Below are 9,422 nucleotides of genomic sequence, written 5' to 3'. Positions count from 1 at the left end.
CGACAGGACGACGGCCGCCACGAGGACGTAGGCGAGCGAGAACTGGAAGCGTTGGGAGAGCTGCGGCTTCATCGCGGGCTCCTCGTAGCGATGTTAATGTTCGGCCTCGCGTGTGTCAAACGCGTCCGGGTCGTTTTCCCTTGACACTCCAAACAGTTTGGCCTAAAAGTTGGCGCTGATCGCTCCTGTGAATCCGAGAACAAGCGCGTCGCTCGCGAGGGCCGACCAACGCCGTCGTTGGGATTTCTTCCGGGAGTCGCAATGAGGGATGGCTCCGCCCTCCGGCAGGCCGCCCGGGCGGCCCTGTCGGCGGCGTTCCTCGTCGCCGTCGTCGCCGCCCTTCCCGCGCACGCGCAGGACGCCGCCACGGAGCCGGCGTATCGCGCCTTCCCGTTGATCGGCTCCCGGCTCGCCGTGTGGGCGGTGGCCCAGCTCCACCTGAACTTCGCCGCGTTCATCCTGGGCGTGCCGATCTTCGCGGTGATCATCGAGATCATCGGCTGGCGCACGGGCGAGGCCCGCTACGACTGGCTCTCGCACGAGTTCGTCAAGCTCACCTTCGCGGCGTTCTCCACGACCGCCCTCCTCGGCGCGTTCCTCCTGTTCCTGTTCGTCGGCTACTACCCGAAGTTTTGGACGTACATGACCTCGATCTTCTTCCCGACCTACTGGGTCTACGCCCTGCTGTTCTTCGCGGAGACCTTCACGGTCTACCTCTGGTACTACGGCTGGGACTGGCTCGCCGGCCCGAGGAAGTGGATCCACGTGGGCCTCGGCGTGCTGTCGAACCTCCTCGGCACCGCGATCCTCGTCGTCGCGAACTCCTGGGTGACCTTCATGATGTCGCCCGCCGGCATCACGGAGAGCGGCGCCCTCAAGGGTTCGGTCTGGGCGGCGATCAACAACTACACCTGGATGCCGCTCAACATCCACCGCCTGATCGCGAACATCGTCTTCGGCGGCACGATCGCCGCCGCCTACGCCGCGTTCCGGTTCCTCAACGCGACGACCGACGAGGAGCGGGCGCGCTACGACTGGATGGGCTACGTCGGAAACTTCGTCGCGCTGTCGGCGTTCATCGTGCTCCCGTTCGCCGGCTACTGGCTCGGCCGCGAGATCTACGCGTTCAACCAGACGATGGGCATCACGATGATGGGCGGCTTCATGTCGTGGCTCTGGATCATCCAGGCCATCCTGATCGGCATCCTCTTCCTCGGCTCGAACTACTACCTCTGGCTCGGCATGGAACGCATCCCGGGGTCCGAGCGCTACCGGAAATACGTCCCGTACATGCTGATGATCCTCGCGATCGGGTTCATGGTGTGGGCGACGCCCCACAGCCTGATCGTGACGCTCGACGAGGCCCGCGCGATAGGCGGGACCCACCATCCCGTCCTCGGCGTCCTCGGCGTGATGTCGGCCAAGAACACCGCCGTCAACCTGATGATCCTCACGACGTTCCTCTCCTACGTGCTCTACCGCCGCGCCAACAAGCTCCCGATCAAGTCCTGGGTGCTGACCGGCATGGCGATCCAGTGGGCGGCGTTCTTCGTCGCGGCCGCGATCGTCGTGTTCTACGGCGTGTACGGCTACTTCGTCGAGTCCATCGTGCGGATCGGGTTCTCGGTCTACCAGGTGGGCGCGGTGCTCGGCGCGATCGTCCTGGTGATGACGATCGACATCCCGATGTTCCGCGGGGCGCGCTCGACCGGCGCGATCCGCTGGGGCCGGATCCCCGCGCGCTCGCAGTACGTGCTGATCCTCCTCGCCGTCACCTTCACGTGGCTGATGGGGCTGATGGGCTTCGCGCGCTCGGGGATCCGGCAGTACTGGCACGTGTACGGCGTCATGCGCGACACCTCGGTGGACGCGGTCACGCCGGCGCTCGGCTACGCCGCGAACGTCATCACGATCGTGACCGCCGCGTTCTTCGCGCTGGTGATGTTCATCTTCTGGCTCGGCGGGCTCTCCGAGCGCGGCCGAGCCGGGGCGCACGGCGCGGCGCCGGTGATCGCGGGCGGCAGCGAGGACGCCCCCTAGCGATGCGCGTGCCCGTCGGAGTGAAGGTCGGCGCCTTCGCGCTGGGCGTGATGGGGTCGTACACGTACTTCGCGAACTCGATCCCGCAGATCGAGTCCAGGCCCCCCGAGGAGCTCTCCCTCGAGGGCGGCGGCGTCACGCCCGAGCAGCTCGTGAAGGCCGGCGAGCAGATCTTCAAGACCAAGGGGACCTGCGAGGTCTGCCACAAGGTCGGCGAGAAGGGCATGCGCGCGCCCGACCTCGCGGGCGTCGGCGCGCGCGCCGCCAAGCGGAAGCCCGGGCTCAGCGCCAAGCAGTACATCATCGAGTCGCTGCTCGACCCGGGCGCCTACCTCGTCGAGGGCTACCCCAACATCATGCCACGCGTCGACAAGCCGCCGATCGGGCTCAACCGCTCCGAGCTCTGGGCGGTCACGGCGTTCCTCGAGTCGCTCGGGGGCACCGTGGACGTGAAGCTCGACGACATCCCGAAGACGGCCGGCGCGGCGGCGGGCGGCGCGCCGGCGGAGCTCAAGCTGCCCGGCGACCCCAAGGCGGGCGAGGCGGTCTTCACGGGCAAGGGCGCCTGCATCGCCTGTCACAAGGCGGGCAAGATCGGGGCCTCGCCCGTCGGGCCCGACCTCTCGCAGATCGCGCGGATCCAGACGCCGGAGTACATCATGGGCAAGATCCTCAACCCGGCGGCGATGGGCACCGTGACGGGCTACCCCAAGGGCGTCATGCCGCCGATGTTCGGCCAGTCGCTGACGGCGAAGGAGTACGTCGACCTCGTCTCCTTCCTCCTGACGCTCAAATGACTCCGGCATGAGCCTGCTGCGCTCGCGCTTCGTCCAGGCGGTCCTGATCCTCGTGCTCGCGTTCGTCGTGCTGCGGTTCGGGATCCGCCCGCCCGCGCCGTGGAGCGTCATCAAGATCTACATGACGGTCGTGCTCCTGGCCGTTCTCATCTACGTCTCCTCAGACTCGGACTCCTGGCGCTCGTTCGTGGGCCCGATCCGCGCGACGCTCGTGGACCCGAGCCGCCGGGCCGTGCGCCTGGCGCTCGCGGTCGTGCTACCGATCCTCCTCGGCTACTACGCCTACACGCAGGCGGCGGCGACGCCCCAGGCCCCGGCGGAGCTGCGCGCGGTGCATCCGGCGCCGCCGGGCTCGATCCAGTTCCGCGGCAAGGAGATCAACATCTCCGGCGTGGAGAACCCCCTGCGGAAGGACCAGGCGAGCGTCAAGCGGCACGTCGCGGCGGGCGGCGAGATCTACATCCGGAACTGCATGTACTGCCACGGCGACAACCTCGACGGGCACGGCCTGTTCGCGCCGGCGCTCAATCCGCAGCCGGCGGACTTCCAGGATCCGGGCACGATCGCGATGCTCCAGGAGGCGTACCTCTTCTGGCGGATCGCGAAGGGCGGTCCCGGGCTCCCGAGGGAGTCGACGCCCTGGAACTCGGCGATGCCCGCGTGGGAGGACCGCCTGACCGAGGAGCAGGTCTGGCAGGTCATCATGTACCTGTACGACGCGACGGGCCAGCAGCCGCGGCGCTGGGAGACCTCGCACTGATGCGCGCGCTCGTCAGTCGGCGAGGCGTGGGAGGCGGGGGCCCCTCGTCGACCACGCTAGTCGCAGCGCGCCTCGCGCGGGTCGGCGAGCCCTGCTCGACCACGCTAGCTGCAACGCGGGTGGCCGGTTCTCAAACGCTCGCCTCCGGCAGCCCTGACTACACGGGTCTCGCAGGGCTGCGCCGGCCCGCGCGACTGGCCGCGTGCGCGCTTCTCTCCTTGATCTCCCTGGCTGCGGGCGTGGGACAGGCGTACGGGCAGGCGGGGGACGCGCAGGCGGGGAAGATCGTCTACGAGAAGAAGTGCGCGCTCTGCCACGGCGAGAAGGGCGACGGCAAGGGGCCGGCGGCCGACTTGCTGGATCCGCGGCCGCGCGACTTCACGACCGGCATCTACAAGATCCGCACGACCGCCAACAAGACGCCGACCGACCAGGATCTCTTCACCGTGATCACGCACGGCATGCCGGGGACGTTCATGCCGGGGTGGAAGGTCCTGCCGGAGAAGGACCGCTGGAGCCTCGTCGCGTACCTCAAGACGTTCGCGCCGGAGCGCTTCAAGGAAGCGCCAAAGAAGCAGGAGCTGCCGAAGGAAGTCGCCTCGTCGCCCGAGTCGATCAAGCGGGGCAAGGAGATGTTCGAGGCGATCGAGTGTAACAAGTGCCACGGCGCCGCGGGCCGGGCCGACGGCCCCTCGCGCCCCGAGCTGAAGGACGAGTGGGGCCATCCGATCCGGCCGGCGAACCTCGCCAAGCGCTGGAATTTCCGCGGTGGGGCGACGCGCGCCGACATCGCCATGCGGCTCGCGGCCGGGATCCTCGGCACGCCGATGCCGACGTTCATCGACTCGGTCGAGAAGCCCGAGGACATCTGGCACCTGGCGAACTACATCGCGTCGCTCGGCCCCGAGTCGCCGGGCTACGCCACGCTCCTGTCGGCGCGGGCGGTCGCGGGCGACATCCCCGACGATCCCAACGCGCCGTTCTGGGCGGGGATCGCCCCGCAGAACGTCCCCCTGGTCGGGCAGGTGACGATCGAGCCGCGGAACGTCAATCCCGCGATCGACGTGGTGACGCTGCGGGCCGCCTGGAACGAGAAGGAGATCGCGTTTCACCTCGCGTGGGACGACCCGACGCGGTCGGTGCAGGACGCGGTGAACAAGACCTTCGCCGACGCCGTGGCGCTCCAGTTCCCGCGGGAGCTGCCGACGGGGCTCGAGCGGCCGTACTTCCTCATGGGCGACGCGTCGGACGCCGTGTACCTGCTCCGCTGGGAGAACGGCAAGGGCGGCACCGAGGCGCACGCGAACGGTCCGGCGAAGCTCGCGCCGATCGCGGGCGGCGAGGTCACCGCCAAGGCGGTCTACGCCGACGGCCAGTACCGGCTCGTGCTGAAGCGCCCGCTCGTCTCGAAGGACGCCGCGCGCCTCACGTTCCGGCCCGGCGTCTTCACGCCGATCGCGTTCCAGGCGTGGGACGGCGGAGCGGGGGAGGCCGGGGCCAGGATGTCCCTGACATCGTGGTACTATCTGCGGCTGGAGGAGCCGCAATCGAGTCGCCGCTTCGTCGTTCCTCCGGTGGTGGCGGTCCTGACGTTCGTCGTCATGGTGCTCGTGGGTCGCGTCGCACGCAGGCGTGCATAACCTCGCGTCAGCAGGAGGAGCAAGAGCCATGCGCAGAGCATTCGGAGCGTTCCTGGCGCTCGCCCTCGTCGCCGGCCTCGCCGTGTTCGTCGCCCGGCCGGCGCCGGTGGGGGCCCAGGGCGGCGGAACCATCGAAGCGACGGTGACCTACGCCGGCGCGCCGCAGATCCAGACGCTCAAGATCAACAAGGACACCGACAAGTGCGGGACCGAGGCGAAGATCGAGAAGGTGGTCGTCGGCGGGAACAAGGGGCTCGCGAACGCCGTCGTCTCCGTCGCCGGCATGAAGGGCGAGGCGACCGCGAAGAAGGCCGAGGTCGATCAGCACGGCTGCAAGTTCGTCCCCCACGTGCTCGCGATGACGCCGGGCGAGATCGAGATCAAGAACTCCGACGGCGTCCTGCACAACATCCACACGTACTCGACCGCCAACCCGTCCATCAACAAGGCGCAGCCGAAGTTCAAGAAGGTGATGACGGAGAAGTTCGAGAAGCCCGAGATCATCAAGCTGACCTGCGACGTGCACAGCTGGATGCTCGGCTGGGTCGCCGTCATGCCGCATCCCTACTTCGGCGTCACGGACGGCAGCGGCGTGACGAAGATCGCGAACGTCCCGGCGGGCAAGCACACGCTGGAGGTCTGGCACGAGACGCTCGGCAAGCAGACGAAGGAGGTCGAGGTCAAGGCCGGGCAGGTGGCGAAGGTCAGCATCGAGATGAAGAAGTAGGGCCAGGAGGCTCTGCATGCTCGACTGGTGGCTGCCGGAGAACGTGTCGACGTACGGCCAGGAGATCGACTGGCTGTTCCACCTCATCTACTACATCACCGGCGTGACGTTCGTCCTCGTGTTCGTCGCGATGCTGGTGTTCATCGTGATCTACCGTGACCGGCCCGGCCGGAAGGCGCGGTACACGCACGGCAGCACGCCGCTCGAGATCGCGTGGACCGTCGTGCCGGCGCTGATCCTCGTCATCCTGACGATCCTCAGCGTGCCCGCCTGGTCGAGGATCAAGATGCACGTGCCGCCGACCGACTTCGACGTCTACGTGACGGCGAAGCAGTTCAACTGGCAGGTGACCTACCCGGGCAACGACACGGTCTTCCTCGACGAGATGCACGTGCCCGTCAACAAGGTGATCCGCGTGCACCTGCGCTCGCAGGACGTGATCCACAGCTTCTTCGTGCCCCAGTTCCGCATGAAGCAGGACGCGGTGCCGGGCCGTGAGATCGTCCAGTGGTTCGAGGTCGTGAAGCCCGGCAAATACGAATGGCCGTGCGCCGAGCTGTGCGGCTTCGGCCACTCCGGGATGCGGGGCTGGATCTACGTGCACACCCCGGAGGAGTACGCGAAGTGGGCCGCGGAGAACCTCACCGCGGAGGCCAAGCCCGCCGAGGCGAAGCCCGCGGTCGAGCCCAAGAAAGAGGGGAAAGCCAAGAGATGAGCGCCAGCAGCGCGACCGCGCACGGGCACGTCGAGCACGCCGGGCACCACGAGCTCGGCTTCGTTCGGACGTACATCTTCTCCACGGACCACAAGATGATCGCCCGGCAGTTCCTGTTCCTCGGGCTCTTCATGATGATCATCGGCGGGCTCCTGGCCCTCATGGTCCGCTGGCAGCTCGCGTGGCCCGAGACGCCCGTGCCGGGGCTCGGCCCGATCCTCCGGGAGACGGGCGGGATCCTCGAGCCCAGCACGTACAACATGGCGTTCACGATGCACGCGACGATCATGATCTTCTTCGTGATCATGCCGATCCTCGCGGGCGCGTTCGGGAACTTCTGCATCCCGCTGATGATCGGCGCGCGCGACATGGCGTTCCCGTTCCTGAACATGCTGTCCTTCTGGGTGACGTGCAGCGCGGGCCTCATCATGCTCTCCGGCTTCTTCGTGGAGGGCGGCCACGCCGCGGCGGGGTGGACCTCCTACGCGCCCCTCTCCGCGGTGGCGTCGTACACGGGCGTGAACTGGGGGCAGAACATCTGGTGCATCAGCCTCTTCATCATGGGTATCGGCTCGATGATGGGGGCGATCAACTACATCACCACGATCATCAACATGCGGGCGCCGGGGATGCGGCTCTTCCGGATGCCGCTGGTGGTCTGGTCCCTGTTCATCACGGCGATCCTGCTCCTGCTGGCGCTACCCGTGCTGACCTCGGCCGTCGCGATGCTCCTCTTCGACCGCACGCTCGGGACGAGCTGGTTCCGTCCCTCGGGCGGCGGCGAGCCGCTCCTGTGGCAGCACCTCTTCTGGTACTTCGGCCACCCGGAGGTCTACATCCTGATCCTGCCGGCGATGGGCATCGCGTCGGAGATCCTGCCGGTCTTCTCCCGCAAGCCGATCTTCGGCTACCACGCGATGGCGTTCTCGATGATCGCCATCGCGTTCCTCTCGTGGGTCGTCTACGGCCACCACATGTTCGTCTCCGGCATGAGCCCGGCGCTCGGCATGGCGTTCACCGTCACGACGATGGTCATCGCGGTGCCGTCGGCCATCAAGACCTTCAACTGGCTCGGCACGCTGTGGGGCGGGCGCATCCAGTTCACCGTGCCGATGCTGAACGCGCTCGCGTTCGTGTCGATGTTCGTCATCGGCGGGCTCAGCGGCATCTTCATGGCCTCGACGCCCGTGGACATCTACATCCAGGACACGTACTTCATCGTCGCCCACATCCACTACGTCGTCTTCGGCGGCTCGATCTTCGGCGCCTTCGCCGCGATCTACTACTGGTTCCCGAAGATGTTCGGGCGGATGACGAACACGGTCCTCGGCCATCTCCACTTCTGGCCGACGTTCGTCTTCTTCAACCTCACGTTCTTCCCGATGCACATCATCGGCGTCGGCGGGCAGATGCGGCGCATCTACAACCCGATGCAGTACGAGTTCCTCCAGCACCAGCAGCACTGGAACGTGTTCATCACGATCTCGGCGCTCTGCCTCGGCCTGGGGCAGATCCCGTTCGTCATCAACTTCTTCTGGTCGCTCTTCGCCGGGAAGAAGGCGCCGCTGAACCCCTGGAACGCCAACACCCTCGAGTGGACGGCGCCGTCGCCGCCGCCGCACCTGAACTGGGGCGCGACGCTGCCGACCGTCTACCGCGGCCCCTACGAGTACAGTTCGCCCGAGTCGAAGGAAGACTGGTTGCCGCAGAACGCGCCGCCCGTGACGTCCGCGGGAGCGCGGCGCCACTGATCGGGGGGAGGCGGTGGCGCACCGGCTCGCGCTCGTGACGCTCGCGGCGACGTTCGTCCTGATCCTCCTCGGGGGGCTGGTCACGAACACGGGCGCGGCGCTCGCGGTGCCCGACTGGCCGAGCAGCTTCGGTTACAACATGTTCCTGCTCCCGTGGGCGCGGATGGTCGGCGGGGTCTTCTACGAGCACAGCCACCGCCTCGCCGGCGCCGCCGTCGGCCTGCTCACGCTCGGCCTCGCGGCGGCGCTCTGGCGCGCGGGCGGGCGGCTCCGGTGGCTCGGCGCCGCCGCCGTCCTCGCCGTCGTCGCCCAGGGCGTGCTGGGCGGCCTGCGCGTGGTGCTCCAGGCGGACACGCTCGCGATCGTCCACGGGAGCCTCGCCCAGGCGTTCTTCGCGCTGCTCGCCGCCATCGCGCTCGTCACGTCGCGCGCGGCCGCGGCGCCCGCACGTGCGGCCGACCCGGGTGCGCGCCGGCTGGCCCTCGCGGCCGTGGCGGTGGTCTACGCGCAGATCGTTGCCGGCGCGCTCCTGACCCACGCCGGCCGGCTCTGGCTCCATCTCGGCGGGGCCGTCGCCGTGTTCGCGCTGGTGCCCATCGTCACCGCGCGGCTCCGGCGGAGCGGCGACGCGGTCGCGGCGCCCGTCGCGCGCGCGCTCCTCGCCCTCCTCGGCCTCCAGCTCCTGCTCGGCGCGGGGAGCTTCCTCGCGCGCTTCGCGTCGATCTGGATCCCGGGTGGACAGACGACGATGCTGGTCCTGCCGGTGGCCCACCGCCTCGCGGCGAGCCTGATCCTCGGCGCGACCGTGGTCCTGGCGCTCCGCGCGTGGGCGACAGCGAGCGAAGAAGATGTGCAGGCAAGGCGCATTGGCCGTACGGAGCCACACGTACCTTGGACGGGCCACCCACGGAGTCCGGCGGCCTCGCGGATGTCGATGGAATGAATCGCGCCATGCTGAACGGAGCCGCCACGCATCTGGAACAGGGCACGCC

At 68.3% G+C, this 9,422-nt stretch carries 8 protein-coding genes; all 8 read left to right on the top strand.

Translation table 11 applies throughout. The features are described from left to right. Window positions 1–261: 261 nt before the first annotated feature. Window positions 262–2,040 (top strand): cytochrome ubiquinol oxidase subunit I, encoded by a 1,779-nt coding sequence (locus VKG64_18405; protein ID HKB27013.1) that lies wholly within the window; start codon window positions 262–264, stop codon window positions 2,038–2,040. A 2-nt stretch (window positions 2,041–2,042) separates the two neighbouring features. Then, complete coding sequence (locus VKG64_18400) at window positions 2,043–2,837, top strand: c-type cytochrome (protein HKB27012.1); 795 nt, start codon at window positions 2,043–2,045, stop codon at window positions 2,835–2,837. Between the two features lie 7 nt (window positions 2,838–2,844). Next, the gene (locus tag VKG64_18395; protein HKB27011.1) at window positions 2,845–3,597 is read left to right on the top strand and encodes a cytochrome c; all 753 of its coding nucleotides are present in this window, start codon (window positions 2,845–2,847) and stop codon (window positions 3,595–3,597) included. Window positions 3,598–3,836: 239 nt separating this feature from the next. After that, window positions 3,837–5,237 carry a c-type cytochrome gene (locus VKG64_18390; protein HKB27010.1) on the top strand — a complete coding sequence of 467 codons (1,401 nt, stop codon included), beginning with the start codon at window positions 3,837–3,839 and terminating at the stop codon, window positions 5,235–5,237. Between the two features lie 28 nt (window positions 5,238–5,265). Then, complete coding sequence (locus tag VKG64_18385) at window positions 5,266–5,964, top strand: hypothetical protein (GenBank protein ID HKB27009.1); 699 nt, start codon at window positions 5,266–5,268, stop codon at window positions 5,962–5,964. Window positions 5,965–5,980: 16 nt separating this feature from the next. Further along, window positions 5,981–6,679, top strand: coding sequence for a cytochrome c oxidase subunit II (gene coxB, locus VKG64_18380; protein HKB27008.1), 699 nt, complete (start codon window positions 5,981–5,983; stop codon window positions 6,677–6,679). Further along, a complete protein-coding gene (locus VKG64_18375) occupies window positions 6,676–8,430 on the top strand; it encodes a cbb3-type cytochrome c oxidase subunit I (protein HKB27007.1) in 1,755 nt (584 codons plus the stop codon). The genes coxB and VKG64_18375 overlap by 4 nt, the downstream gene beginning before the upstream one ends. Before the next feature lie 13 nt (window positions 8,431–8,443). Further along, window positions 8,444–9,373: a COX15/CtaA family protein gene (locus tag VKG64_18370; protein ID HKB27006.1), complete on the top strand. Its 930-nt coding sequence runs from the start codon at window positions 8,444–8,446 to the stop codon at window positions 9,371–9,373. Window positions 9,374–9,422: the final 49 nt, after the last annotated feature.

The sequence above is a fragment of the Candidatus Methylomirabilota bacterium genome, assembly GCA_035260325.1.
Taxonomy (GTDB): domain Bacteria; phylum Methylomirabilota; class Methylomirabilia; order Rokubacteriales; family CSP1-6; genus AR19.
The sequence above is the reverse complement of the archived record's forward strand: the minus strand, read 5'-3'. Positions and strand labels throughout refer to the sequence as shown.

Excerpts from the sequence above, each read along its gene's own strand:
- VKG64_18405 (HKB27013.1), top strand. The coding sequence starts at position 262 with ATGAGGGATGGCTCCGCCCTCCGGCAGGCCGCCCGGGCGGCCCTGTCG.
- VKG64_18400 (HKB27012.1), top strand. The coding sequence starts at position 2,043 with ATGCGCGTGCCCGTCGGAGTGAAGGTCGGCGCCTTCGCGCTGGGCGTG.
- VKG64_18395 (HKB27011.1), top strand. The coding sequence starts at position 2,845 with ATGAGCCTGCTGCGCTCGCGCTTCGTCCAGGCGGTCCTGATCCTCGTG.
- VKG64_18385 (HKB27009.1), top strand. The coding sequence starts at position 5,266 with ATGCGCAGAGCATTCGGAGCGTTCCTGGCGCTCGCCCTCGTCGCCGGC.
- coxB (HKB27008.1), top strand. The coding sequence starts at position 5,981 with ATGCTCGACTGGTGGCTGCCGGAGAACGTGTCGACGTACGGCCAGGAG.
- VKG64_18375 (HKB27007.1), top strand. The coding sequence starts at position 6,676 with ATGAGCGCCAGCAGCGCGACCGCGCACGGGCACGTCGAGCACGCCGGG.